We start from the raw sequence: 22,761 nt of genomic DNA, 5'->3' as shown, positions 1-22,761 counted from the left end.
GGGCGCCCTCCCGTCAGCCGCGAGCCTGGCTCACGAGCGAGGCGACCACGTCGCGCACCGAAATGCCTTCGGCGCGGGCGGAGAAGGTCAATGCCATGCGGTGCTGCAGCACCGGCTCGGCCAGCGCCAGCACGTCGTCGACCGACGGGGCGAGCCGGCCCTCGTAGAGCGCGCGCGCCCGGGCGCAGAGCATCAGCGCCTGGCCCGCACGCGGGCCGGGGCCCCAGGCCACCTGCTTATCGGTCGTGGAATTGCCGTTGCCGGGGCGGGCGGAGCGCACGAGCGCGAGGATCGCGTCGAGCACCGTCTCGCCGATCGGTATCTGCCGGATCAGCGTCTGGATTTCCTGCAGGCGTCCGGCCGTGATGGCCTGGCCGGCATGCGCTTCGGTGACACCGGTCGTCTCGAGCAGGATCCTCCGCTCGGCGGCTAGGTCCGGATAGTTCACATCCACCTGCAGCAGGAAGCGGTCGAGCTGCGCCTCGGGGAGGGGATAGGTTCCCTCCTGTTCAAGCGGGTTCTGCGTCGCGAGAACGTGGAAGGGCCGCGGCAGGTCGTTGGCGCGGCCGGCGACCGTGACATGGTATTCCTGCATCGCCTGCAGCAGGGCCGACTGGGTGCGCGGCGAGGCGCGGTTGATCTCGTCGGCCATCAGCAGCTGCGTGAAGATCGGACCCGGCACGAAGCGGAAGGAGCGCTTGCCGTTTTCGTCCTGGTCCATCACTTCCGAGCCGAGGATATCGGAGGGCATCAGGTCCGGCGTGAACTGGACGCGGCTGGACTCCAGGCCGAGCACGGTGCCGAGCGTCGCGACGAGCTTCGTCTTGGCCAGCCCCGGCACGCCGACGAGCAGCGCGTGGCCGCCGGAGAGAATGGCAAGCATCGTCTGCTCGACCACGCTTTCCTGGCCGAAGATCACCTTGCCCACTTCCTTCCGCACCAGCGCGATGTCGGCGAGCGCCCGCTCGGCGGCGGCGATCACGGCCTTTTCGTCCAGGCCTGTTTCGGGGGATTTGACAACGCCCATGATCGTCTCCAGATGCCAGGTTCTGATTGCGGCCGACGCGCGCCTAGCGCGCATGCCAGCCGAATGTTGACCTTACAGGCTGACAAGCCGCCACGAAATGACTATCTCGTGACATCGTAACGAGATAGCGGCGAACCGGGTCGGAACAATGGCGAAGGGCGAAATTCAGGCGACGGATGACGCGGCGGGATTGGCAGCCCTGATCGCCCGTGCGGCCGCCGACACGGGCGATCAGACCCGCGGCCTGCCTCCGGTTGAGAAGTGGAATCCGCCGGACTGCGGCGACATCGACATGGAGATCCGCGCCGACGGAACCTGGTTCTACCTGGGCACCCCGATCGGCCGCGCCCCGCTGGTGCGCCTCTTCTCCACCGTGCTTCGCCGCGACGAGGACGGAAAGACCTATCTCGTCACACCTGTGGAAAAGGTCGGCATCCGTGTCGTCGACGCCCCCTTCGTGGCGGTCGAGATGGATGCGCAAGGGGAGGGCGAGGCGCAAAGGCTCACCTTCCGCACCAATGTCGGCGACGTCGTGGAGGCCGGAAGCGAGCATCCCTTGCGCTTCGTCATTCACGGGGAAAACAACGAGTTGAAGCCGTATCTTCACATTCGGGGTCGGCTCGAAGCGCTGGTCTCGCGCGCCGTGATGTACGACATCGTCGCGCTCGGCGAGACCGTCGTGATCGACGGTGCCGCAATGTTTGCAGTGCGCTCCGGCGGCGTCGTCTTCCCGATCATGCCGGCGGCCGAACTGGAAGCGCTGTCGAGATGACCCACTCCCTCTACAGCGCGGCTGAGTTCCGCCGCCGCGCCGCTGCGCAGGCGCTGACGGTGCATCCCGACAGCTGGCGCGAGAACGGCGACGCCAAGCTCAATCCTTCGACCATTCCCCATGTCGAGGGCATGAAGCTGAAGGACGCCGCCGTCCTGGTCGCTGCGATCGACGAGGGCGACGACGCGCGCCTGATCTTCACCCAGCGGAACGCGACGCTGCGCAAGCATTCCGGGCAGGTGGCCTTTCCCGGTGGGGCGGTAGACGAGGCCGACCGCGACATGGAGGCGGCGGCGGCGCGCGAGGCCGAGGAGGAGATCGGGCTCGACCGCCGCCTCGTCGAGCCGGTCGGCCGGCTGCCGGACTACATGGCTCTGTCCGGCTTCCGCATCACGCCGGTTCTCGCCGTCGTTCAGCCCGGCTTCTCGCTGACCCTCAATCCGGATGAAGTGGAATCGGTGTTCGAGGTGCCGCTGTCGTTCCTGATGAACCCCGCCAACCATGAGACGGGAAGCGGCGTCTGGCTCGGCACCGAGCGGCACTACTATCGGATGCCCTATCAGGGGCGGGACATCTGGGGCATCACCGCCGGCATCGTCCGGGTGATCTACGAGAGGCTTTACGCATGACGTCGGTGGCGGGGCAGGACTGGTTCAGGAACCCGGCGCTGCAGCGCGTGCTCGCGCTGCTCAATGCCGATGGCGGCGAGGCGAGGGTCGCCGGCGGCGCGGTTCGCAACAGCCTGATGGGGATGCCGGCCGGTGACGTCGACATCGCAACGACGCTGGTGCCCGACGAGGTTATCGGGCGCGCCAAGGCGGCCGGGATCAAGGCCGTTCCGACCGGCATCGACCACGGCACGGTGACGCTCGTCACGGACCGGACACCGTTCGAGGTGACGACGCTGCGGCGTGACCTGGAGACGGACGGCCGCCGGGCGCAGGTCGCCTTCGGCACCGACTGGCAGGAGGACGCCGAACGGCGCGATCTCACCATTAACGCGCTCTACGCCACGGCGAACGGCGAGGTGGTCGATCTCGTCGGCGGCCTTGCCGACATCGAGACGCGCACCGTGCGTTTCATCGGCGATGCCGATCGCCGGATCGCCGAGGATCATCTGCGCATCCTGCGCTTCTTCCGTTTCTTCGCCTTCTACGGCAGCGGCCGGCCGGATGCGGACGGCCTGCGGGCTTGCGCGCGTGCCAAGGGCAAGCTCGCAGCCCTTTCGGCCGAGCGCGTCTGGTCGGAGACGAAGAAGCTGCTCTCGGCGCCCGATCCGTTCCGGGCGCTGCTGTGGATGCGCCAATCCGGCGTGCTGACGCAAATCCTTCCCGAGACGGAAAAATGGGGGATCGACGCCATTCCGGGGCTTGTCGCCGCCGAGACCGCCTTCGGCTGGGCGCCCGATCCGCTGCTGCGGCTGGCCGCGATCGTGCCGCCGGATGCCGAGCGGCTGGCCGGCCTGTCGTCACGGCTGAAGCTGTCGCGCGCCGAGGCGGCCTGTCTCTCCGAATGGGCGGCGGCGCCGGAAATTCCCGAAACGATAGGCGAGACGGCCTTAGACAGGATGCTCTATCGCCACGGTCCTCAAGGGTTGATAGCGCGGCTGAAGCTGGCATTGTCGGCGGCCCGCGCCAAGGCGGAAACCGATCCGCCATCCATGGCCCGCAGCGCGCTGTGCCATCGCCTGCTGGCGCGTGCCGAGAGCTGGCAGAAGCCTGATTTCCCGATTGCCGGCGGCGATGTGATCGCCGCCGGCATCCCCGCCGGCCCAAAGGTCGGCCAAATCCTCGCCACGCTCGAGGCGGCATGGGTCGACAGCAACTTCAATCTCGACCGGCAGACGCTTCTCGGTCGGCTCGCGGCGCTCACATAGGTAATGCCGAAGAAAGACGCACCGATGCGGACCGGCGGGCGTGCCGTACTGGCTACTCCCGGTGTTCTCGACGGTTTTCTCGTGGACTGAGAGTCAAATTTCTAGGTGACGTTTTCCGCGTTCTCCATCCGCGGCTCGTCGACGATGCGGGCCTTGATGTTCTCGATCATGTTTTCGCGCACCACGGTCTCGCCATGGGTGTCGCGCATATGCTCGACGACCCGTCGAACGACTTCGGCATCGCTGTCGGCACGTGTGTGCCACTCGCATCCGGGGACAAGTGTTCCGCATTCGAAAAGTCGCATCGCATGCCTCCTTCAATTATGTCTTGGATGAGTCTCACACAATCCCGATGAACGGGAGCGCTGGGCCGAAATCCCTGCGCACCCGGCGTTCCGCCTGCAAGTGGGACGCACCCGTCAGATGATCTGCCGCAACGACGTCAAGCTTGGGCATGAGATGTTGTGAAAATCCAGCCCGATTTTCGGCGGGTGGGCTAGCCGTTAGGTTTTGCCCAGGCGTCGAAGCAGGCGGATGACTGGTACTTTTCATCCTTCGACGGATAGGGGGATCCGGTGGTGGCGAGCCGGCGGCGTACCTGTTGCAGGAAATAGTCGCGCGGCAGATCGCTGCCGCTTTCGACGCGCATTCTTTCGGCGATGCGGTTGAGGAATTCCACGTTGTGAAGGCTATTTTCGGCGTCACCCGGCGCGCCGGCAGTCGTATTCGTCATAGCGGCTTCCTCCCCTGGAAACAGGCGGGAGGATGGTATCATGAAAATGGCTGATACGATATCCGGATGGCGTATCGGGTGGCCGAATGTCCTCAGGGCCAGCGCACGACGGGGGGCAGCGAGGAAAGGATCGACTCGACATTGCCGCCCGTCTTCAGGCCGAAGATCGTGCCGCGGTCGTACAGCAGGTTGAACTCGACGTATCGGCCGCGCCGGACGAGCTGTTCGTCGCGGTCCTCTTCCGTCCAGCCGTTGTTGAAGTTGGTCCGGACGATCTTCGGATAGACCAGGCCGAACGCCCGGCCGACGTCCTGGGTGAAGGCGAAATCCGCCTCCCAGCCGCCGGCTTCCGCCGGCGAGTGCAGCCAGTCGTAGAAGATGCCGCCGATGCCGCGCGCCTCGTTGCGGTGCTTGAGGAAGAAATACTCGTCGCACCAGGTCTTGAACTTGCCATAGTCGGCGACAGGGTGGCGGTTGCAGGTGATCTCCATGGCGCGGTGGAACAGCACCGTGTCCGGATCGGTCTGCGTGCGCCTGCGGCTCAGCATCGGCGTCAGGTCGGCGCCGCCGCCGAACCAGTGGCTGGTGGTGACGACCATGCGCGTGTTCATATGCACGGTCGGCACGTTGGGATTGACCGGGTGTGCGATCAGCGAGATGCCGGAGGCCCAGAAGCGAGGGTCCTCGCTGGCGCCGGGAATCTGGCCGCGGAACTCGGGTGAAAACTCGCCATGGACGGTCGAGGTGTGGATGCCGACCTTCTCGAAGACGCGGCCCTCCATCATCGACATGCGGCCACCGCCGCCTTCGCCGCCGTCGCGCAGCCAGTCGCGGCCGACGAAACGGCCGGGTTCGCGATCGCTCAGCGGTCCCTGCAGTTCCTCCTCGAGCGTCTCGAAAGCCGCGCAAAGCTGATCGCGCAGTGTCTCGAACCAGGTGCGTGCCCGCGCCTTCCTGTCCTCGATGTCGTCCGGCAGGCCCTGCGGCAGTTCGGGTCTTTCCATGGTCTTTTCCTCAATGCCGGCCTGCATTCTACGGCCGAATCGAATTTTCGCCACACTTCCCATTTTTCCGCGGCGCTTGGCAACCTGCCCGGCTTTTGGCCGGGACTCGCCAAAGCCATGGCGACATCCTATCTTTACGTCATGAATGTGCTGCCGGAGGATTTCGAATGGCGCGTATTCCAGGCCCGCCGCCCCTCGACGGACTGAAGCGGCGGATCGAACAGAGCAGGCGCTCCCGTTCGGCGCAGGAGAAGGGCCACTTCATCCGCGAGACCTTCCGCCTCGAGCGTACCGCCGCGCGCCAGAAGGCCCGCGAGTGGTTCGACACCTGGCCGAAGGCCGCTTACTGGACCGAGGTCGAGAGCTGGCGGCCGCTGGAGGGCGACTGCATCGAGTTTACGATGCGGCGCCTGCCGAGCGCGGACTGAAGCCGCAGGCAGGCCGGCGTCGCCTGCGGCGGCGGGACGGCAAGGATTGTGTTGACCCTAAGTCTCGCGCCTCATAAATTGCGGCCACCTGAAACAGCAGAAAGGTGCCGGTTCGAGAAATGCGTCCGGCGAACACGGCTTGTTCGAGCTTGCGATTGCATTTGTCCTCATCGTCATCAACGGGCTGTTTGCCCTATCTGAACTCTCCATCGTCTCGTCGCGCAAGGTCCGCCTGAAGACCTTCGCAGCCCAGGGCAGGCGTGGGGCCGAGACGGCAATGCGGCTTGCCGAAAACCCGGGCAGGTTCCTCTCGACCGTCCAGATCGGCATCACGCTCGTCGGCATCCTGGCCGGTGCCGTGTCCGGAGCGGCGCTCGGTCTCCGCCTCGGTGAGATCCTGCTGGCGGCCGGCGTTTCGGCCTGGCTTGCCGGTCCGCTTGGCTACGGCATCGTGATCACCGTCATCACCTATCTTTCCGTGGTGGTCGGCGAACTCGTGCCCAAGCAGGTCGCCTTGCGCAACCCGGAGCGGTTCGCCTGCGCGGTCGCCCCCGCCATGGCGCTCTTTTCCAAGCTCGGCGGCCCGTTCGTCTGGCTGCTCGACGGCTCGTCGCGGCTGATCTTCCGCGTGCTCGGCCTCCACCAGTCGCCGGAAAGCGTCGTCACCGACGAGGAGATCAAGGCCGTCATGGCCGAGGCCGAGGCGGCCGGCGTCATCGAAAGCGGCGAGCAGAGCATGATCGCCGGCGTCATGCGCTTCTCCGACCGCGAGGCCCGCGGCCTGATGACGCCGCGCAAGGACGTGGATTGGATCGACCTGAGCGATGATCGCGACGAAATCCGCCAGCAGATATTCACCAGCCAGCACTCGCGCCTTCCGGTCAGCGAAAACGGCATCGAATCGGTGATCGGGATCCTGCAGATACGCGATCTCCTGCCGGCGGTCTCCTCCGGGGCGCCCTTCGACATCAGAAGCTATATCCGCCAGGCGCCCGTCATCCCGGACAGCATGGATGCGATGCGGGTGCTCGAGGCGCTGCGCTCCTCGGACGTGCCCATGCTGCTCGTCCACGACGAGTACGGCCACTTCGAAGGCGTGCTCACCCCGGCCGACGTGCTCGAGGCGATCGCCGGAGTCTTCCGATCCGACATCGGCGAGGGGGAGGCGGATGACTATGCCGTCCAGCGCGCCGACGGCTCCTGGCTGATCTCCGGCTCCATGCCGATCGACGAACTGGCCGACCGCCTGGGCCTGACGCTTGCCGACAGCCGCAGCTACCAGACCGCCGCCGGCCTCATCATCGACGTGCTGCAGCATCTGCCGGTGACCGGCGAGATCGTCCAGACCCAGGGTTGGCAGTTCGAAATTGTCGACATGGACGGGCGCCGTATCGACAAGCTGCTGGCAAGCCGGGTGGAGTAGGTCGCCGCTGCGCGCGCCCTGCCTGTCTCAGCCGAAGCCCGTCTGGCGCAGCGCTTCGCCGGTGATCATCGCCGCCGACATGGCGACGTTGATCGACCGCTGGCCATGGACCATCGGTATCAACACACGCGCATCGGCGGCGTCGTGCACGGCATCGGGAACGCCGGCGCTCTCGCGTCCGAAGAGCAGGATGTCGTCGGGTCGGTAGGCAAAGACGACATAGGACAAGGCTGCCTTGGTGGAGGCGAGCACCAGCCGCCGGCCGCTCTCCGCCCGCCATGCCTCGAAACGGGCCCAGGTGACGTGTCGTGTAAGCGTGACGGCGGCGAGGTAGTCCATGCCGGCACGCTTGAGGCTGCGATCGGACAGGTCGAAGCCGGCCGGTTCGATGACGTCGACGCCGATCCCCAGGCAGGCTGCGAGCCTCAGGATCGTGCCGGTGTTGCCGGCGATGTCGGGCTGGTAGAGGGCGATGCGGAGATCAGACATGAGTTTCGCCTTAGCGCATAAGCCCGCGTATCGGAATCAAAATTCCGGATCGCACTTGCGCCGCTCGCGGCCGCAGCGCTTGTCGTTGCGCCGCCAGTGCCGGCAACCGACCTGACGACTTTGCGGCCGACAGCGAAGCATTCAGGTTGTGCCGATCCGGCAACAGCGACCTGCAATGGTGCGATTTCTGGCGGTTTCCTCTGGCAAAACGTCGTATTTCACTGTAACAAGGCTCATCTTCAACGCGAGAACAGGGAGGCATCCGTATGGACACAGCATATCGACCACGCCTCCTTGACGGCATCACTTACCGTCTCGCCTAGGCGCTCGGCGCTTTTTCAAACTTGAATTTTCAATCGACCGTGAGCGACCCTGTTGCTTGCTCCGCGGTCTCCCGGGCTTCCCGTCAGGCCTTTCGCTGTGGCGAAGGCCATGCCGCGCGCCCCCGGGCAAATTTCGGAGATGACCCATGTTCGGCTGGTTCGAACGCAGACTGAATCCCTATCCTGCCGCGGAGCCGACACTGCCGCCGAAGGGTATTCTTGCCTTCCTCTGGCACTACACGCGGCCGGCCGCGCCGTGGCTGGTGCTGCTTGGCTTCTGCTCCATGGTGCTGGGGATCGCGGAAGTGATGCTGTTCCGGTTCCTCGGCAATATCGTCGACTGGCTCTCGGCTGGTGATCCGAGCACGTTCCTTGCCCGCGAGGGCAATACGCTGGTCTGGATGGCGCTGCTGCTGCTCGTCATCATTCCCGGCTTCGGCGCGCTGCATACGCTGACCATGCATCAGGCGCTGGCGGGCAATTTCCCGATGATCGCCCGCTGGCAGATGCATCGCTACCTGATCCGCCAGAGCATGACCTTCTTCGCCAACGAGTTCGCCGGCCGCGTCTCGACGAAGGTGATGCAGACGGCGCTCGCCGTGCGCGAGACCGTCATGAAGATCATCGACGTTTTCATCTATGTGGTGAGCTACTTCGTTTCGATGATCGCCATCATCGCCTCGGCGGACCTGCGTCTCGTCGTGCCGCTGCTTGTGTGGTTCGTCTTCTATGTCAGCATCCTGCGCTATTTCGTGCCGAAACTCATGGCGGTTTCACGCGCGCAGGCGGATGCGCGTTCGATGATGACGGGCCGGATCGTCGACAGCTACACCAACATTGCGACCGTGAAGCTGTTTTCGCATGCGGGCCGGGAGGAGACCTATGCCCGCGAAGGCATGGACGAGTTCCTGCAAACCGTGCACAAGCAGATGCGCCTCATCACGCGGTTCAACATCCTGATTGATGTCAACAACGTCATGACGATGTTCCTCACTGCGGCGGTCGGCATCTACTTCTGGATGGCGGGCGACGTTTCGGTCGGTGCCGTGGCGGTGGCCGTCGGCCTTGCCATGCGCATTAACGGCATGTCGCAGTGGGTGATGTGGGAAGTGACCGCGCTGTTCGAGAACATCGGTACCGTCTATGACGGCATGGGCATGATGACGAAGGCGCACGACATCACCGACCGTCCGCACGCGCAGCCGCTGTCCGCCAGGAAGGGCGCGATCGAGTTCGATCGGATCGGCTTCCACTACGGCAAGAGCAAGGGCGTGATCGAGGACCTGTCTCTCTCCATCAAGGCGGGCGAGAAGATCGGCCTCGTCGGCCGCTCCGGCGCCGGCAAGACGACGATGATGAACGTGCTGCTGCGCTTCTACGACCTGGAGAAGGGCCGCATCACCATCGACGGGCAGGACATCTCCGAGGTCACGCAGGACAGCCTGCGCAGCAAGATCGGCGTCGTGACCCAGGACACCTCGCTCCTGCATCGCTCGATCCGCGACAACATCGCCTACGGCCGGCCGGAGGCGACGGATGCGGAGATCATCGAGGCGGCCAAGCGCGCCAATGCCTGGAGCTTCATCGAGGATCTCGTCGACCAGCAGGGCCGGACTGGCCTGGATGCACAGGTCGGCGAGCGCGGCGTAAAACTCTCCGGCGGCCAGCGCCAGCGCATCGCCATCGCGCGCGTGTTCCTCAAGGATGCGCCGATCCTCATCCTCGACGAGGCCACTTCGGCGCTCGATTCGGAGGTCGAGGCGGCGATCCAGGAGAACCTGTTCGCGCTCATGGAAGGCAAGACGGTGATTGCGATCGCCCACCGGCTGTCGACGTTGACGGAGATGGACCGGCTGGTCGTGCTCGACCGGGGCCGCATCCACGAGACGGGTACCCATGCCGAACTGGTCGCCCGCGGCGGCATCTATGCCGACCTGTGGAACCGCCAGTCCGGTGGATTCATCGCCGACGACGAGAAGGCGGATGCGGCGGCGGAGTGACGCCGGGCCGCGAACGAAATCGGCGCGTCCCTCGCGGCGCGCCGGTCCTGTCGCATGATCTTGCTCCGGCGTGAATGCGCCTCTTGGCGAACCTGGCATTGCTCTGGGCCGCCCGGCGATGCGGAACCCGGCGGGCAGCGGCGTCGGTGCGGCGCAATCAGAGCCCATCCATGAGCCGCCAGCCGCGCCCGCCCAGTTGCCGCCGAGCGTCAGCAGGTTGCGGCCTGCAAGCCAGTGCACGGAAACTTGAGGAAGATTAATTTTGCCGCTTTCCGGAAACGACCTATATCTGCGCCATGATTTTGCGCGCGATCTTTTCCTATTTCGAAAACTGGATAAAGCCATTCGCGCGGAGCGATGACCTTCGTCCGCCCGCAAGCCTCACCGGCTTCACCTGGTTCTATGTGCGACAGGCGCCCGGTCCGTTCGTCGCCATGCTTGTCCTTGGCGGGCTGACCGCGGCGATCGAGGCCGCCACCTTCTGGTTCGTGGGGCGCCTCGTCGACATTCTCGGGACGATAAAGCCCTCCGATGGATGGAGCGGCCTGATCTCAGCACATGGCTACGAGCTCCTGGCGATGCTCTTGCTGATAGGCGTGATCCGCTTCTGCGTCACCTTCCTGACGGCGCTGTTCGACCAGCAGGTCATTACCCCCGGCTTCTACAATCTGGTCCGCTGGCAGGCCTACGCCCATGTGGTTCGCCAGTCGCTCTCCTTCTTCCAGAACGATTTCTCCGGACGCATCGTCACAAAGGTCTGGTCGGCCGGCCAGGCGACCGGTGACGTCATCACCTCCTTCATGGAGAGTGTCTGGTTCGTGACGATCTACGCCGCCTCGACGCTTGTGCTGATCGGCCGGCTCGACCTGCGCCTTGCGGCCGTGGTTTGCGTCTGGATCGGCATTTTCGCCGTGCTTGCGCGCTTCTTCGTGCCGCGCATCCGCTACCATGCGAAGGAGACGGCCGAGGCGGCATCCATGCTGAACGGTCGCATGGTGGACGCCTATTCCAACATCCAGACGCTGAAGCTCTTCGGTCGCGACGAGGTCAACGACCGCTACATGCTGCAGGGCTTCGAGATCTACCAGCACACGATCCTGCGCTTCACCCGCTTCCTGACAGGCGTGCGCGCGTCGATGGGCCTGCTCTCGGGCATCATGATCGCGACAATGGGCGTGCTCTGCCTGCATCTTTGGCTTGCATCGATCGTCAGTTCGGGTGCGGTCGCGTTCACCATGGCGCTGGTGTTGCGGCTGAATTTCCTGCTGAGCCGCCTGATGACGCAGCTCAACAACATCATGCGCAACATCGGCACGATCCAGAACGCCGCCGAGCTGATCTCGCAGCCGATCGGCCTCGTCGACCGCCCTGGCGCGGTGCCGCTGGTCGTGACGAAGCCGGAAATCCGCTTCGAGCATGTCAGGTTCCACTACGGGCGGCCGTCCGGCGTGATCGAGGATCTTTCGCTGGTGATCCAGCCCGGCGAGAAGGTCGGCATCGTGGGCCGCTCCGGCGCCGGAAAGACCACACTGGTCAACCTGCTCCTGCGCTTCCACGATCTGGAGGGAGGGCGCATTGTCGTCGGCGGCCAGGATATCTCGACGGTCACGCAGGAATCGCTGCGGGCCAACATAGGTATGGTCAGTCAGGACACCGCGCTGCTGCACAGATCGATCCGCGACAACATCCTGTTCGGCAAGGCGAACGCCACCGAAGCCGAAATGGTCGCGGCCGCCAGGCGAGCAGAGGCCGTCCAGTTCATCCTCAACCTGGAAGACCAGCGTGGCCGAAAAGGTTTCGATGCGCATGTGGGCGAGCGCGGCGTCAAGCTCTCCGGCGGGCAGCGCCAGCGGATCGCCATCGCTCGGGTGATGCTGAAGGACGCGCCGATCCTGGTGCTGGACGAGGCGACCTCGGCGCTCGATTCGGAAGTGGAAGCCGCCATCCAGTCGAACCTGGAACGGCTGATGCATGGCAAGACGGTGCTTGCCATCGCCCACCGACTCTCGACGATCGCAGCCCTCGACCGGCTGGTCGTCATGGATCGGGGCAGGATCGTCGAGCAGGGCACCCATTCCACCCTTGTCGCCCGCGGCGGGCTCTACGCCGAGCTCTGGGCCCGGCAGTCGGGCGGCTTCCTCGCCCGCGAGGAGGCGGCTGAATAGGGCAGTGATGGGATCAGCCTGGACGGCCTTGCCATTGCAGGGCACTCCGAGGGCTGCGATGCCGAATGCAACCCATTGGTTTTCCCCGCGACAATGTGCCCACCTGCGCCTGCCAAGACTGGACATAAGTTGCGTTCAAGCATAGAACGCGCCGGATTGGCGGGGAATCTATGGCCGGATTGTGTCTGGATTCCTGGCCTCGAAAAGGTTTTTGCGGGTACCGCAGACTTTGCGTGAGAGGATGGTCAGGCCGTGAGCGAACACGACACAACAAGCGGGACCGCGGGAGAACCCACGCGTCGCGATTTTCTTTATCTTACGACAGGCATGGCAGGCGCCGTGGGCGCGGCTGCAGTTGCCTGGCCGTTCATCGACCAGATGCGTCCGGACGCCTCGACGCTCGCGCTGGCCTCGATCGAGGTCGACGTTTCCAGCCTCGAGCCCGGCATGTCGCTGACGGCGAAGTGGCGCGGCAAGCCCGTTTTCATCCGCAATCGCACCGACAAGGAAGTGGAAGAGGCCAAGGCGGTTCCGCTCTCCGATCTGAAGGATCCCGTCGCGCGGAACGCGAACATCGCGGCCGACGCGGAAGCCACCGACCTCGACCGCTCGGCTGGCCAGGGCAAGGAGAACTGGATCGTCATGATCGGTTCGTGCACCCATCTCGGCTGCGTTCCGCTCGGCCAGGCTGGTGACTTCGGCGGCTGGTTCTGTCCCTGCCACGGCTCGCACTACGACACGGCCGGCCGCATCCGCAAAGGTCCGGCGCCGGAAAACCTCCACGTGCCGACCTTCGCCTTCGTGTCAGACACAGTCATCAAGATCGGTTGAGGGGAATACTGATTATGAGTGCTGAACATTCCACCTACCAGCCGACGACCGGCATCGAGAAGTGGGTCGATTCGCGGCTGCCATTGCCGCGCATGATCCATGACAGCTTTGTCTCCTATCCGGTGCCGCGCAACCTGAACTACGCCTACACCTTCGGCGCCATGCTGTCGGTGATGCTGATTGCGCAGATCCTGACCGGCGTCGTGCTGGCCATGCACTACGCCGCCGACACGACAGTCGCCTTCACCTCGGTCGAAAAGATCATGCGCGACGTCAACAACGGCTGGCTGCTGCGCTACATGCACGCCAACGGTGCGTCGTTCTTCTTCATTGCCGTGTACCTGCACATCGCCCGTGGCCTGTACTACGGCTCCTACAAGGCGCCGCGCGAAATCCTCTGGATCCTCGGCGTGGTCATCTACCTCCTAATGATGGCGACCGGCTTCATGGGCTACGTGCTGCCGTGGGGGCAGATGTCCTTCTGGGGCGCGACCGTCATCACCGGCTTCTTCTCGGCCTTCCCGCTGGTGGGTGAGTGGATCCAGCAGTTCCTGCTCGGCGGCTTCGCCGTCGACCAGCCGACGCTGAACCGCTTCTTCTCGCTGCACTACCTGCTGCCCTTCATGATCGCCGGCGTCGTCGTCCTGCACATCTGGGCGCTGCACGTCACCGGCCAGACCAACCCCACCGGCGTCGAGGTCAAGTCGAAGACGGACACGGTGGCCTTCACCCCCTATGCGACCCTGAAGGACGCCCTCGGCGTATCGGTCTTCCTGATCGTCTTCGCCTGGTTCATCTTCTACATGCCGAACTACCTCGGCCACCCGGACAACTACATCCCGGCCGACCCGCTGAAGACCCCGGCCCACATCGTTCCGGAATGGTACTACCTGCCATTCTACGCGATGCTGCGCGCCATCACCTTCAACATCGGCCCGATCGACTCCAAGCTCGGCGGCGTCCTGGTGATGTTCGGTTCGATCATCATCCTGTTCTTCCTGCCCTGGCTCGACACCTCGAAGGTCCGTTCGGCGGTCTACCGTCCGTGGTACAAGCTGTTCTTCTGGCTCTTCGTCGCCAATGCCATCATGCTCGGCTACCTCGGCGCCATGCCCGCAGAAGGCATCTACGTCATCCTTTCGCAGCTCGGCACGCTCTACTACTTCGGTTTCTTCCTCGTCATCATGCCGGTCCTCGGCCTGATCGAGACCCCGAAGCGCATTCCGAACTCCATCACGGAAGCGGTTCTGGAACAGAAGAACGCCAAGGCAAAGCTGGCCAAGGCCTGATCGCGACGCGACGAAAGGAACCGAAGAAAATGAAAAAGCTTCTTGCAAGCATTCTGTCGCTCGCAGTCGTCGCCGGCCTCGGCGTATCGATCGCCACCGCGCAGGACGGAAAAGCCGCGGCTGGTGCGGAGGCGGAACACGCCACGCCGCACTATCCGATCAACAAGCCTCGCGAACAGGACTGGTCCTTCGCCGGTCCCTTCGGCAAGTACGACAAGGGCCAGCTGCAGCGCGGCCTGAAGGTCTACACCGAAGTCTGCGCGGCCTGTCACTCGATGAACCTGGTTGCCTTCCGCACGCTGGGCGACCTTGGCTATTCGGAAGCGCAGGTAAAGGCATTCGCCGCGAACTACGAAGTTCAGGATGGGCCGAACAGCGACGGCGAGATGTACACTCGCAAGGCCGTCCCGTCCGACTACTTCCCGTCGCCGTTCCCGAACCACGAGGCGGCCGCTGCCGCCAACAACGGTGCGGCGCCGCCGGACTTCTCGCTGATCGCCAAGGCTCGCGGCGTTACCCGCGGCTTCCCGCAGTTCGTGTTCGACATCTTCACCCAGTATCAGGAGGGCGGGCCGGACTACATCTACTCGCTGCTGACTGGATACCAGGATCCCCCGGAAGGCGTCGAAGTCGCCGAAGGCACGCACTACAACCCGTACTTCGCCAGCGCCGCGGCGCTTGCCATGGCCAAGCCGCTGTCCGACGACCAGGTCACCTATGACGACGGCGCGCCGCAGACGGTCGACCAGTACGCCCATGACGTATCGGCATTCCTGATGTGGGCTGCCGAGCCGCACCTGGAGGCGCGCAAGCGCACCGGCTTCATGGTGATGGTGTTCCTGTTGATCTTCACCGGCCTGATCTACCTGACGAAGAAGTCGGTCTACGCCAACAAGGAACACTGAGCTGTTCTTGTGCCACACGAAAAAGGCGGCCCGGTGCCGCCTTTTTTGATGCGCCGATGAATCCCCTTGCAATCGGCAGCCGTTCCCCGTCTCCTTTCATCCCTGATCGCCACACGGAACCCGACCATGAACACGCTCCACGATGAATTGATCGCGGCGATCCGCAATATTCCCGATTACCCGAAGCCTGGGATCGTGTTCCGGGACATCACCACGCTGCTCGGCAATCCGCGCGCCTTCCGCCGCGCCGTCGATGAACTGGTGCATCCCTATGCGGGGATGGGCGTGGGCCGTGTCGCCGGCGTCGAGGCCCGCGGGTTCATCCTCGGCGGCGCCATGGCGCACCAGCTCTCCTGCGGCTTCGTCCCGATCCGCAAGAAGGGCAAGCTGCCGCGCGAGACGGTGCGGATCGCCTACAGCCTGGAATACGGCGTGGACGAGATGGAGGTGCACAAGGACGCGCTGGAGCCGGGCGACAAGGTCATCCTGGTCGACGACCTGATCGCCACCGGCGGGACGGCGGTCGCGGCGGTCAACCTGCTACGGCAGCTCGGCGCCGACATCGTCGCCGCCTGCTTCGTCATCGACCTGCCCGACCTTGGGGGGCGCGTAAAGCTGGAGGAGCTCGGCGTCGAAGTGCGGACGCTCGTTGCCTATGAGGGGCATTGATCCCCGGCTCGGCCTGCCGCGTCAGATGAACTCCAGCACGGTGCTTTCGAAGCGGACGACCGGCTCCCCATGCTGGTTCGTTCCTTCGCACAGCATCGTATTGATCAGCCGACCCGGATGCGACGCCGATTGGCGCGAGGATAGCAGCGTCACTGTATAGGCGATCGTGTCGCCGGCGAACACCGGCTTGAACCAGCGCAGGTTCCTGAACCCGGGGGAGGGGCCGAGTTCCGGCGGCGTGATGCCGTCCTGCTTCAGGCGCTGGCACTCCGCGGCCCAGAAGGCGACGAAGGTCTTCATCCAGCCGGCGCAGGTGTGCCAGCCAGATGCGCAGAGGCCGCCGAACAGCGACTGCTTCGCCGCCTCGGCATCCAGATGGAAGGGCTGCGGATCGAACTTGCGCGCGAAGCGGATGATGTCCTCGGCGGCGAAGTGGTGCGAGCCGAGAACGAGCCTTTCGTTTTGCGGATAGAGTTCAGCCATTCGCATGGGCGGCGGCCTCCCCGCCGTCGATGCGGATCATGTTGGCATAGTCGCAAAGCGCAACCGTCTCGCCGCGCTGGTTGGTGACCTCCGCGATAAAACGGACGATGCCGATGCTCGGCCGCGATCGCGAGAGGCGGGCCTCGACGACCCGGCAATGCCCGGAAAGGATGTCGCCGGCGAGGACCGGCCGTTTCCATTCCATGCTGTCGACGCCCGGCGATCCCTCCGCTGCGGTTTGGTCGATATAGCTGTCGCACAGCATGCGCATCATGATTGCGCTGGTATGCCAGCCGGAGGCGGACAGGCCACCAAGGATGCTCGCCTTGCCGGCCGCTTCGTCGACATGCATCGGTTGCGGGTCGAACTCCTGGGCGAAGGCGACGATTTCGGCGGCCGTCACTGTGCGGCCGGGGAAGTCGAACCGCTTGCCTACGGGGAAGTCTGCGAAGGTCAGAAGCGGATTGGCGCTTGTCATCTGGCGGCCCTCGTGAAAATGCCCGCGATTGCGGTCGCGGGCATCATTTCCATTTTCGTCACATAGGCAAGACTACGATCGTCGCGCTCGTTCTACGTGTTGAAGCGGAAGTGGATCACGTCGCCGTCCTGGACGACGTATTCCTTGCCTTCGTCGCGGCCCTTGCCGGCTTCCTTGGCGCCGACTTCGCCCTTGTAGGCGATGTAGTCGTCGTAGGAGATGGTGAAGGCGCGAATGAAGCCGCGTTCGAAATCGGTGTGGATGACGCCGGCGGCCTGCGGCGCCTTGGTGCCGCGCACGATGGTCCAGGCGCGCGTCTCCTTGGGGCCGACGGTGAAGTAGGTGATGAGGTCGAGGAGGTGGTAGCCGGCGCGGATCAGGCGGTCGAGGCCGGCCTCCTCAAGGCCGAGCGCCGACAGGAATTCGGCTGCCTCTTCTTCCGGAAGCTGGGCGACCTCGGATTCGATCGCCGCCGAGATGATGACGCATTCGGCGCCCTGATCCTTGGCCATGGCAGCGACGGCTTCGGTGTGCTTGTTGCCGGTCGAGGCGTCGGCCTCGGCGACGTTGCAGACATAGAGGACCGGGTGCGACGTCAGGAGGTTGAGGCCCTTCAGGACTTCGATTTCCTCTGGTGCAAGCGTCTTCAGGAGGAGACGGGCCGGCTTGCCCTCGTTCAGGAGCTTGATCACCGCTTCCATGACCGGCAGCTGCGCGATGGAATCCTTGTCCTTGCCCGTGGCGCGCTTGCGGGTCTGCTCGACGCGGCGCTCGAGGCTTTCGACGTCGGCGAGCATCAGCTCGGTCTCGATCGTGTCGGCATCGCCGACCGGATTGATGCGGCCCTCGACATGGGTAATATCGTCGTCTTCGAAGCAGCGCAGCACATGCACCACCGCGTCGACCTCGCGGATGTTGGCGAGGAACTTGTTGCCGAGGCCTTCACCCTTGGAGGCGCCGCGCACGAGGCCGGCGATGTCGACGAAGGATATGCGCGTCGGGATGATTTCCTTCGATCCCGCGATCTCGGCGAGCTTCTGCATGCGCGGATCGGGCACGGCGACTTCGCCGGTGTTGGGCTCGATGGTGCAGAAGGGATAGTTCGCCGCCTGTGCGGCAGCGGTCTTGGTCAGCGCGTTGAACAGGGTGGACTTGCCGACATTGGGCAGCCCGACGATACCGCATTTGAAACCCATGGAAATGGTCCGTCCGTGTCTGGAATTCTGTGCCCCCGCTATGGGGGAAGGGCAAGGGATGGTCAAGTCTGCGGACGGAAATGCGGAAGTATGGGGGCAACGCTTTCGAAAACGGCAGGCTCGGCGGGGCGAGTATTCGCGACCTTCGACAGGAAAGCGGCAAAAATCCTCCGCGAAACAGGCCGAGACTATCTCCTCCCCGGCGGCAAGGGTTGCGTCGGAATTCTGCCGCCGCACTTGCCGCAGCGGACTTCACGTAGCAAGATGTGCCGACGGGACCCACGCCGGTCGGCCGCGATCATCAGGAGAGGATCCTCCGATGAGCAACAGGAACACGGCGCTCGAGCCGAAGTCAGCCACCAAGCCGAAGCTGAAACGCCCGAAGCTCTACAAGGTCATTCTCATCAACGACGACTACACGCCGCGCGAGTTCGTCATCCTCGTGCTGCGCGCGGTTTTTCGCATGTCGGAGGAAACCGGCTATCGTGTCATGATGACGGCGCACAAGATGGGGACCAGCGTTGTGGTCGTCTGCGCCCGCGACATCGCCGAGACAAAGGCGACCGAGGCGGTGGATCTGGCCAAGGAGGCCGGCTTTCCGCTGCTTTTCACGACCGAGCCGGAGGAGTAGCGGCGCGCTGCTGGCTCGTGCAGGTCTTCCGTCAAAGGCGGGCGGGCGGCTTAGGAGAAGGCTTGTAGCAGATTGCGCCGAACCTTTATCCGACCATCTGTCTCAGTCCGCCTTGCCGAGCAGTTTCTTCAACATTTCTGCCATGGGGCCAGTCGCCGGAAGCGGCTTCGGCTGCGCGTGGTTGCGCGCCTGGCGGATATGGGACTGGGCGGCCGGCTTCTTTTCGGGATTTGCCGTGTCGTCCGCGGTGCCGCCGACCGCAAGCGCCAGCTTGTTCATCAGCTGCGAATCCTCGCCGCGTACCAGCATGGCGGCGTTCAGCGCGAGTTCGTCGAGCAGCGGCTCGAGCCAGGCCTGGTCGGCCTTGGCGAAGTCACCGAGCACGTGGTTGTGCACCAGTTCCTTCACGCCCGGATGGCCGATGCCGAGTCGCAGCCGCCGGTAGTCCTTGCCGCAATGGGCGTCGAGCGACTTCACGCCGTTATGGCCGCCGTGGCCGCCGCCGGTCTTGATGCGGGCCTTGCCCGGCGCCAGGTCGAGCTCGTCGTAGATCGCAACGATGTCCTTGGGTGACAGCTTGTAGAAGCGCATCGCCTCGCCGACGGACTCGCCGGAAAGGTTCATGAAGGTCTGCGGCTTGATGAGCAGCACCTTCTCGCCAGCCAGCTCGCCCTCCGCGATCTCGCCCTTGAATTTTTTCGACCAGGGCGAGAACGGATTCTTGCGATGGATCGCGTCTACCGCCATGAAGCCGATGTTGTGGCGATTGGCGGCGTACTTCGGGCCGGGATTGCCGAGACCGGCGATAATCAGCATGGGACGGGCTCGCGTCTGTTCGGTTCTTCCGCTTCAACCACAGCCAATCGCCGCGAATGTCAACCTTTTTGCGGGGAGCGGCCGGGCAGATGCGAAAAGGCCCGCCTCCGTGGCGAAGGCGGGCCCGATGGTCTGCAAAGCTGGCGAACGCCTTATTCGGCCGTTGCTTCGCCTTCGCCCTCGCCTTCCTCTTCCTTCGCGGCAGCGGTGCCAACGATGGTGGCAACGGTGAAGTCGCGGTCGGCGATGACCGGGCTCGTGCCCTTCGGCAGGGTCACCTGCGAAATGTGGATGCTGTCGCCGATCTTAAGACCGTCGAGGTCGATGGTGATGGCGTCCGGAATGGCGTTGGCCGGGCAGTGCAGTTCGATCTCGTGACGGACGACGTTCAGCATGCCGCCGATCTTGATGCCCGGGGACTTTTCTTCATTGATGAAGTGGACCGGAACCTGGACGGTGACGTTGCTGTCGGCCGAAACGCGCAGGAAGTCGACGTGCATGGTGAAGTCACGGACCGGATCGAGCTGGTAGACCTTCGGCAGGACGCGGATCTTCTCGCCGTTGACATCGATCGTCGCGACCGTCGTCATGAAGCCGCCGGCGTGGATGCGCTGGGTGATTTCCTTCGTCGACAGGGCGATCGAAAGCGGGGCCTTCTTGTCACCATAGATGACGGCAGGGATAAGACCGTTGCGGCGCAGCTCGCGGGAGGACCCCTTACCAACCCGTTCGCGCGTCTGGGCCTTGAGCTCGTAGGATGCGTTGCTCATAGCATGACCTTTCAAGTGTTACTGGAGAGTTCCGACGGTCATGGCTCGGGCCGGCCGCGCGAAACTTGAGGATTTCTGGAAAGCCTCATCCGCGTTGCCTCCAAGGGTGTCTGCGCGGACGGGGTCGCATAGCCGAGAATGCCGGCAATTGCAAGGGCGGCGAGCCCTAGACCTTGCGGGCCCGGCGCGTGGCGAGCAGCCGGTTCAGCCCCATCATCAGACCGCCGGCGACAAGACCCCAGAAGGCGCCGGAGATGCCGCCGAAGCTGACGCCGGAGGCGGTGGTGAGGAAGGTGAGGGCCGCAGCCTCCCGCGTCTCCGGCTCCTTGAAGGCGTTCGTCGCCGATGCGGCGAGCGCGCTGATCAGCGCCAGGCCCGCCACCGCCTGGATGAGGATCGGCGGCGCAAGGCTGACGAAGCCGGTGACCGCCCCGGCGAGCAGGCCGAAGATCAGGTAGAAGATGCCGGCATTAATCGCTGCCCAGTAGCGGCGGCGGGGATCGGGATGGGCGTCCTCGCCCGCGCACATCGCCGCGGTGATCGCGGCCAGATTGACAGCATGGCCGCCGAATGGCGCACTCAGGAGCGAGAATATCCCGGTGACGGCGAAGAGCGGGCCAGGCACCGGATTGTAATGGTTGACCTTCAGGACCGCGATGCCGGGGATGTTCTGGGAGGCCATCGTGACGATGAAGAGAGGCAGCGCGATGCTGACGAGACCGGCAAGATTGAACACCGGCGCCACGAGTTCGGGCTTCGGCAACAGGCCGTGGGCCAACGCCGCGAACGCGCCATCCGGTACGTCGATGCCGAAGGCCAGCACGAGCGCAAAGGCGAGTACCGCGGCGGGTACCGCATAGAGCCGGTTGATGGCGCCGACGACCACCCAGGCGGCGACGATCGGCAGTCCGAACAGCGGCTCGAAGCCGATCGCCTTCACCGGCGCGAAGCAGAGACCGAGCAGGACGCCGGCGAGCATGGCATTGGCGAGCGTCGCCGGGATGGCGGCGACCATGCGCCCCAACGGCTTCCAGAGGCCGGCGACCACGATCAGGGCTGCGCAGACCAGGAAACCGCCGACGGCCGCGGCAAAGCCGCCCTCGACGGCACCGGAACTGGCGAGCAATGCCGCACCCGGGGTCGACCATGCGATCGAGACCGGCAGTCGCGTCCAGGCGCTGAGCACGACCGCGCAGACCCCCATCGAGATGGAGAGCGCCATGAGCCCGGAGGCGGCCTGAGCCTCGCTGGCGCCGACCCCGGTGAGCCCGTGCAGGACGACGGCGAAGGAGCTGGCGAAGCCGACGAAGGCGGTCAGCAGGCCCATGAAGAGCGCTTGGGCGGAAAAATCGCGAAGCATGGCGGGTGCGGAGGTTGTTGATGGCAGCGAACCCGTCCTAGCACAACTTTTCGCCGATACGAAACTACGCCAGCCGTCGCGCGCGCGCTTCTCCGGAGGGAGTTGCGCGCCGCAGTCTGGGGGCGGCCCGCAGCCGATGCCGCACCTGCAAGCAAGATTCACGGCACCCCGATGCTTCACGCCCTAAGGAAAGATGCGCTATGCTGCCGATTATCGTGGATAGCAGGCGGTCAAGCAGCATGCATGTAGGCCACATCATCGTAATCGGGGCAATGAAGGCGGGTACGACAACGCTCTATCACCTTCTGTCCCAGCACCGGCAGATCATGACCTCCTTCGACAACGGCTACAGAAGCCCGAAGGAGCTTGACTACTTCCTCTACAACCGCAACCGGTCCTACAATTACTTTTTCAGGCGCAGGCTCCTGTCGCGGACCTGGACGCTGGAAGCCTCGCCCAACTACACCAAGACCCACATGGCCAATGGCTGCGAGACCCGCATCGCCTCGCTCCCCAAGAGGACGCGCCTGATTTATATCCTGCGGGATCCGATCGAGCGGATCGACTCGCACATCGCGCACAACCTGCACATCGGGCGGGACGTGAACGGGGAGAAGGCCGCGCGTCGCCTGATCGACATCTCGCAATATTGGAAGCACATACAACGCTTTGCCGAGGCCGGCCTCTCGGATTCGTTGCTGTTGCTGGATTTCGACGACCTTTGCCGGAAACCGGTCGACGCCGTACGCAGGATCCATGAGTTCGTCGGCATACCCTTTGAAGAGCCAACGGACGTCCGGGCCCTGAATGTCAGGCAGAAGAAGGGCCGGCACCTCACCGAGGATGAGGAGCGGCGATACTGGGCCGCTATGCGGCCGGACGTCGAGGCGCTGGCGGAAAGCGGCCGGTTCGATCGCGCCAGGGGCTGGCTCGAAAATTGGACTTCGAAGTACGGCTGACGCTTCAAGCGGTCGCGTTTTGACGCGACCCGGCCTTGGGTCTGGGCTGGTGTGCACTAAAGCGCGGCACCTTCTCAGGTCATCGACCGACAATGCCGTCCAGTGACCTTTTGGGACGTTGCCTGGCCGAGCCT

Annotated in this window: 24 protein-coding genes; 13 read left to right on the top strand and 11 right to left on the bottom strand. The window is 64.5% G+C overall.

Annotated features, from left to right (window positions below):
* Window positions 1–13: 13 nt before the first annotated feature.
* A complete protein-coding gene (locus C7449_RS16760) occupies window positions 14–1,027 on the bottom strand; it encodes an AAA family ATPase (protein ID WP_108004048.1) in 1,014 nt (337 codons plus the stop codon).
* 148 nt (window positions 1,028–1,175) lie between these two features.
* Here C7449_RS16760 and C7449_RS16755 point away from each other — a divergent pair, with 148 nt between their 5' ends.
* Genes C7449_RS16755 through C7449_RS16745 form a run of 3 tightly spaced genes read left to right on the top strand, consistent with a single transcriptional unit; the run spans window position 1,176 to window position 3,675 of the window.
* Window positions 1,176–1,799: a DUF1285 domain-containing protein gene (locus tag C7449_RS16755; protein ID WP_108004047.1), complete on the top strand. Its 624-nt coding sequence runs from the start codon at window positions 1,176–1,178 to the stop codon at window positions 1,797–1,799.
* Window positions 1,796–2,428 (top strand): CoA pyrophosphatase, encoded by a 633-nt coding sequence (locus C7449_RS16750; RefSeq protein WP_108004046.1) that lies wholly within the window; start codon window positions 1,796–1,798, stop codon window positions 2,426–2,428. Before C7449_RS16755 ends, C7449_RS16750 begins: the two co-directional genes overlap by 4 nt.
* Window positions 2,425–3,675: a CCA tRNA nucleotidyltransferase gene (locus tag C7449_RS16745; RefSeq protein WP_108004045.1), complete on the top strand. Its 1,251-nt coding sequence runs from the start codon at window positions 2,425–2,427 to the stop codon at window positions 3,673–3,675. The genes C7449_RS16750 and C7449_RS16745 overlap by 4 nt, the downstream gene beginning before the upstream one ends.
* Window positions 3,676–3,776: 101 nt before the next feature.
* Here the strand turns inward: C7449_RS16745 and C7449_RS16740 are convergent, their stop codons facing one another.
* From C7449_RS16740 to hemF, 3 genes are all read right to left on the bottom strand, one after another.
* Window positions 3,777–3,980, bottom strand: coding sequence for a DUF1059 domain-containing protein (locus tag C7449_RS16740; protein ID WP_108004044.1), 204 nt, complete (start codon window positions 3,978–3,980; stop codon window positions 3,777–3,779).
* Window positions 3,981–4,171: 191 nt separating this feature from the next.
* Complete coding sequence (locus tag C7449_RS16735) at window positions 4,172–4,408, bottom strand: hypothetical protein (RefSeq protein WP_108004043.1); 237 nt, start codon at window positions 4,406–4,408, stop codon at window positions 4,172–4,174.
* Window positions 4,409–4,500: 92 nt separating this feature from the next.
* On the bottom strand, window positions 4,501–5,412 hold the full coding sequence (gene hemF, locus C7449_RS16730; RefSeq protein WP_108004238.1) for an oxygen-dependent coproporphyrinogen oxidase: 912 nt from the start codon (window positions 5,410–5,412) through the stop codon (window positions 4,501–4,503).
* 167 nt (window positions 5,413–5,579) lie between these two features.
* Here hemF and C7449_RS16725 point away from each other — a divergent pair, with 167 nt between their 5' ends.
* Complete coding sequence (locus C7449_RS16725) at window positions 5,580–5,840, top strand: hypothetical protein (protein ID WP_108004042.1); 261 nt, start codon at window positions 5,580–5,582, stop codon at window positions 5,838–5,840.
* A 139-nt stretch (window positions 5,841–5,979) separates the two neighbouring features.
* Entirely contained in the window at window positions 5,980–7,263 is a 1,284-nt protein-coding gene (locus C7449_RS16720; protein WP_108004041.1) for a hemolysin family protein, read from the top strand.
* A 27-nt stretch (window positions 7,264–7,290) separates the two neighbouring features.
* Here C7449_RS16720 and C7449_RS16715 read toward each other — a convergent pair whose 3' ends face one another.
* Window positions 7,291–7,752 carry a tRNA (cytidine(34)-2'-O)-methyltransferase gene (locus C7449_RS16715; RefSeq protein ID WP_108004040.1) on the bottom strand — a complete coding sequence of 154 codons (462 nt, stop codon included), beginning with the start codon at window positions 7,750–7,752 and terminating at the stop codon, window positions 7,291–7,293.
* Window positions 7,753–8,221: 469 nt separating this feature from the next.
* Here C7449_RS16715 and C7449_RS16710 point away from each other — a divergent pair, with 469 nt between their 5' ends.
* The 6 genes from C7449_RS16710 to C7449_RS16685 all read left to right on the top strand — a co-directional run bounded on the left by C7449_RS16710 (window position 8,222) and on the right by C7449_RS16685 (window position 15,934).
* The gene (locus C7449_RS16710; protein ID WP_108004039.1) at window positions 8,222–10,075 is read left to right on the top strand and encodes an ABC transporter ATP-binding protein; all 1,854 of its coding nucleotides are present in this window, start codon (window positions 8,222–8,224) and stop codon (window positions 10,073–10,075) included.
* Window positions 10,076–10,371: 296 nt separating this feature from the next.
* Complete coding sequence (locus C7449_RS16705; RefSeq protein ID WP_108004038.1) at window positions 10,372–12,240, top strand: ABC transporter ATP-binding protein; 1,869 nt, start codon at window positions 10,372–10,374, stop codon at window positions 12,238–12,240.
* Between the two features lie 252 nt (window positions 12,241–12,492).
* Window positions 12,493–13,071: a ubiquinol-cytochrome c reductase iron-sulfur subunit gene (petA, locus tag C7449_RS16700; RefSeq protein WP_108004037.1), complete on the top strand. Its 579-nt coding sequence runs from the start codon at window positions 12,493–12,495 to the stop codon at window positions 13,069–13,071.
* 14 nt (window positions 13,072–13,085) lie between these two features.
* Window positions 13,086–14,360 carry a cytochrome b gene (locus C7449_RS16695; RefSeq protein ID WP_108004036.1) on the top strand — a complete coding sequence of 425 codons (1,275 nt, stop codon included), beginning with the start codon at window positions 13,086–13,088 and terminating at the stop codon, window positions 14,358–14,360.
* 29 nt (window positions 14,361–14,389) lie between these two features.
* Window positions 14,390–15,265: a cytochrome c1 gene (locus C7449_RS16690; protein WP_108004035.1), complete on the top strand. Its 876-nt coding sequence runs from the start codon at window positions 14,390–14,392 to the stop codon at window positions 15,263–15,265.
* 126 nt (window positions 15,266–15,391) lie between these two features.
* Entirely contained in the window at window positions 15,392–15,934 is a 543-nt protein-coding gene (locus C7449_RS16685; protein ID WP_108004034.1) for an adenine phosphoribosyltransferase, read from the top strand.
* Window positions 15,935–15,955: 21 nt separating this feature from the next.
* Here the strand turns inward: C7449_RS16685 and C7449_RS16680 are convergent, their stop codons facing one another.
* The 3 genes from C7449_RS16680 to ychF form a co-directional block, all read right to left on the bottom strand.
* Window positions 15,956–16,423: a MaoC family dehydratase gene (locus C7449_RS16680; RefSeq protein WP_108004033.1), complete on the bottom strand. Its 468-nt coding sequence runs from the start codon at window positions 16,421–16,423 to the stop codon at window positions 15,956–15,958.
* Window positions 16,410–16,895, bottom strand: coding sequence for a MaoC family dehydratase (locus tag C7449_RS16675; RefSeq protein WP_108004032.1), 486 nt, complete (start codon window positions 16,893–16,895; stop codon window positions 16,410–16,412). Before C7449_RS16675 ends, C7449_RS16680 begins: the two co-directional genes overlap by 14 nt.
* 92 nt (window positions 16,896–16,987) lie before the next feature.
* Window positions 16,988–18,091: a redox-regulated ATPase YchF gene (gene ychF, locus C7449_RS16670; protein ID WP_108004031.1), complete on the bottom strand. Its 1,104-nt coding sequence runs from the start codon at window positions 18,089–18,091 to the stop codon at window positions 16,988–16,990.
* 319 nt (window positions 18,092–18,410) lie between these two features.
* On the opposite strand from ychF, the gene clpS reads away from it, so the two are divergent.
* Window positions 18,411–18,722: an ATP-dependent Clp protease adapter ClpS gene (clpS, locus tag C7449_RS16665; RefSeq protein WP_108004030.1), complete on the top strand. Its 312-nt coding sequence runs from the start codon at window positions 18,411–18,413 to the stop codon at window positions 18,720–18,722.
* 102 nt (window positions 18,723–18,824) lie between these two features.
* Here the strand turns inward: clpS and pth are convergent, their stop codons facing one another.
* The 3 genes from pth to C7449_RS16650 all read right to left on the bottom strand — a co-directional run bounded on the left by pth (window position 18,825) and on the right by C7449_RS16650 (window position 21,668).
* Window positions 18,825–19,538 (bottom strand): aminoacyl-tRNA hydrolase, encoded by a 714-nt coding sequence (pth, locus tag C7449_RS16660; protein ID WP_108004029.1) that lies wholly within the window; start codon window positions 19,536–19,538, stop codon window positions 18,825–18,827.
* A gap of 152 nt (window positions 19,539–19,690) precedes the next feature.
* A complete protein-coding gene (locus tag C7449_RS16655) occupies window positions 19,691–20,308 on the bottom strand; it encodes a 50S ribosomal protein L25/general stress protein Ctc (protein WP_108004028.1) in 618 nt (205 codons plus the stop codon).
* A 166-nt stretch (window positions 20,309–20,474) separates the two neighbouring features.
* Entirely contained in the window at window positions 20,475–21,668 is a 1,194-nt protein-coding gene (locus tag C7449_RS16650; RefSeq protein WP_108004027.1) for a benzoate/H(+) symporter BenE family transporter, read from the bottom strand.
* Window positions 21,669–21,907: 239 nt separating this feature from the next.
* On the opposite strand from C7449_RS16650, the gene C7449_RS16645 reads away from it, so the two are divergent.
* The gene (locus C7449_RS16645) at window positions 21,908–22,627 is read left to right on the top strand and encodes a sulfotransferase domain-containing protein (protein WP_170115918.1); all 720 of its coding nucleotides are present in this window, start codon (window positions 21,908–21,910) and stop codon (window positions 22,625–22,627) included.
* Window positions 22,628–22,761: the final 134 nt, after the last annotated feature.

Origin of the sequence: Mycoplana dimorpha, assembly GCF_003046475.1 — a bacterium.
Lineage (GTDB): Bacteria > Pseudomonadota > Alphaproteobacteria > Rhizobiales > Rhizobiaceae > Mycoplana > Mycoplana dimorpha.
This window is presented reverse-complemented; position numbering and strand designations above follow the sequence as displayed.

Excerpts from the sequence above, each read along its gene's own strand:
- C7449_RS16760 (WP_108004048.1), bottom strand. The coding sequence starts at position 1,027 with ATGGGCGTTGTCAAATCCCCCGAAACAGGCCTGGACGAAAAGGCCGTG.
- C7449_RS16755 (WP_108004047.1), top strand. The coding sequence starts at position 1,176 with ATGGCGAAGGGCGAAATTCAGGCGACGGATGACGCGGCGGGATTGGCA.
- C7449_RS16750 (WP_108004046.1), top strand. The coding sequence starts at position 1,796 with ATGACCCACTCCCTCTACAGCGCGGCTGAGTTCCGCCGCCGCGCCGCT.
- C7449_RS16745 (WP_108004045.1), top strand. The coding sequence starts at position 2,425 with ATGACGTCGGTGGCGGGGCAGGACTGGTTCAGGAACCCGGCGCTGCAG.
- C7449_RS16740 (WP_108004044.1), bottom strand. The coding sequence starts at position 3,980 with ATGCGACTTTTCGAATGCGGAACACTTGTCCCCGGATGCGAGTGGCAC.
- C7449_RS16735 (WP_108004043.1), bottom strand. The coding sequence starts at position 4,408 with ATGACGAATACGACTGCCGGCGCGCCGGGTGACGCCGAAAATAGCCTT.
- hemF (WP_108004238.1), bottom strand. The coding sequence starts at position 5,412 with ATGGAAAGACCCGAACTGCCGCAGGGCCTGCCGGACGACATCGAGGAC.
- C7449_RS16725 (WP_108004042.1), top strand. The coding sequence starts at position 5,580 with ATGGCGCGTATTCCAGGCCCGCCGCCCCTCGACGGACTGAAGCGGCGG.
- C7449_RS16715 (WP_108004040.1), bottom strand. The coding sequence starts at position 7,752 with ATGTCTGATCTCCGCATCGCCCTCTACCAGCCCGACATCGCCGGCAAC.
- C7449_RS16710 (WP_108004039.1), top strand. The coding sequence starts at position 8,222 with ATGTTCGGCTGGTTCGAACGCAGACTGAATCCCTATCCTGCCGCGGAG.
- C7449_RS16705 (WP_108004038.1), top strand. The coding sequence starts at position 10,372 with ATGATTTTGCGCGCGATCTTTTCCTATTTCGAAAACTGGATAAAGCCA.
- C7449_RS16695 (WP_108004036.1), top strand. The coding sequence starts at position 13,086 with ATGAGTGCTGAACATTCCACCTACCAGCCGACGACCGGCATCGAGAAG.
- C7449_RS16690 (WP_108004035.1), top strand. The coding sequence starts at position 14,390 with ATGAAAAAGCTTCTTGCAAGCATTCTGTCGCTCGCAGTCGTCGCCGGC.
- C7449_RS16685 (WP_108004034.1), top strand. The coding sequence starts at position 15,392 with ATGAACACGCTCCACGATGAATTGATCGCGGCGATCCGCAATATTCCC.
- C7449_RS16680 (WP_108004033.1), bottom strand. The coding sequence starts at position 16,423 with ATGCGAATGGCTGAACTCTATCCGCAAAACGAAAGGCTCGTTCTCGGC.
- C7449_RS16675 (WP_108004032.1), bottom strand. The coding sequence starts at position 16,895 with ATGACAAGCGCCAATCCGCTTCTGACCTTCGCAGACTTCCCCGTAGGC.
- ychF (WP_108004031.1), bottom strand. The coding sequence starts at position 18,091 with ATGGGTTTCAAATGCGGTATCGTCGGGCTGCCCAATGTCGGCAAGTCC.
- clpS (WP_108004030.1), top strand. The coding sequence starts at position 18,411 with ATGAGCAACAGGAACACGGCGCTCGAGCCGAAGTCAGCCACCAAGCCG.
- pth (WP_108004029.1), bottom strand. The coding sequence starts at position 19,538 with ATGCTGATTATCGCCGGTCTCGGCAATCCCGGCCCGAAGTACGCCGCC.
- C7449_RS16655 (WP_108004028.1), bottom strand. The coding sequence starts at position 20,308 with ATGAGCAACGCATCCTACGAGCTCAAGGCCCAGACGCGCGAACGGGTT.
- C7449_RS16650 (WP_108004027.1), bottom strand. The coding sequence starts at position 21,668 with ATGCTTCGCGATTTTTCCGCCCAAGCGCTCTTCATGGGCCTGCTGACC.
- C7449_RS16645 (WP_170115918.1), top strand. The coding sequence starts at position 21,908 with ATGCATGTAGGCCACATCATCGTAATCGGGGCAATGAAGGCGGGTACG.